The sequence below is a fragment of the Paenibacillus sp. 01T422 genome (genome assembly GCF_056398785.1).
Window position 1 is genome coordinate 1 of the sequence record NZ_JBFTQB010001425.1, and the last position, 1,376, is coordinate 1,376.

Genomic DNA, 1,376 nt, shown 5'->3' on the forward strand with positions numbered 1-1,376 from the left:
GGTGAGCACAGAGGTTCCATTAAATTGAACCAAATCAATAACAACACAAAAGGTGCAGTATCCATTACAGCAATCATTGCAACAGCGAACGCAAGCAGCACTTCCACAAAAACATTCACCGTTGCTGACGCTCGTGTACCTGATCACTTCAAAGTAGTAACAGATCCTGCGAAATCCGTTGTTAAAGGCGGTTCATCTGATATTGAGCTAGCGGTTATTGACCAATATGGTCAAGTACTTGACGATGCTAACTTCACAGATAACCAAGGCAACAATGCTCCAACTTATGTTGACGGTTCGAACAACAAGTATCAAGTTAACGTGAAAGTGACTGCAACGGGAACTGATGCTGGCACATTCGGTTTGAAAGACCCAGCTGATAAAGAAGTCACTTCTGCGACATTTGGTAAAGGCGAAACAGCTGGTGACTTCGAAGCATTCAATGACGAGTTCACACTGTTCACAACAGAAGATGCTAAAGAAGGTGCAAAAGCAGACTACACTGCAACAATCACGAAAAATGGCACTGAGATCTCCAAGTTGACTAGAACAATCACAGTTGCTAGCGCAACAGACGACCTAACGTACTCCGTGAACGCTGTTCCAACATTGTTCAACTTTAGTGACAGCGGCATAGTTGTTAAATCGACTTATGGTACTGATGGTAAAGAGATCTCTGCTGATGATCTGAAAGATGTAACGAAGTCTCAAGTATTTGCACGTGAAGTTAAACTTACAGCTAAAAACGCTTCTGGCGACACTGTAAAACTTCCAACTGGTACAATTACAGGCATTACAACATCGAACAATGCAGCTGCTAAAGTAGCCCTTGTGGGTGGCAAAGCCTATGTTCTTGGTAACAAAACAGGTACGGCTACATTAAACGTATCTTATAGAACTCTGACAATCACATCCCCAAGCGGTAAATCCGATGTAGTTGCGGTAACTGTAACTGGCGCAGCTAACAACAACTAAGATTAAAGAACGCTTAAAAAGAAGGCCATTTGGCCTTCTTTTTTTGTTTATACAGGTACTATGCACATATTCATTCTTATTTATGTTGGGATTGATCTGTGGTTCTTTCAAATAATTAAAAAGTTTTTTTGAATAATCGCAACTTTTTCGCACCCAGTGCGTTTAATACTTTGAAAGCAAGCAAATAATAAAGAGTTAACCAGTTTAGAACTAGGCATACAGATATCACAAAATAACTCTTTACGACGCTATTCGACCAATGTATAATGTAAATTGGTGTGGGTGTCTTTCTTCCTACTTTACGTTTACTAGTTTCCAATGCAGCTACTAGAGCTGCACGCGAACTTAGTTATATTATGCTCTAACTCTGGAAAGGGGGTGAACCAAACTATGAGTAAAAC

1 pseudogene is annotated in these 1,376 nt (G+C 40.4%); it reads left to right on the forward strand.

The features are described from left to right. Window positions 1–975, forward strand: a pseudogene (locus AC1DUA_RS39265) (hypothetical protein); the annotation flags it as partial. Window positions 976–1,376 lie beyond the last annotated feature (401 nt).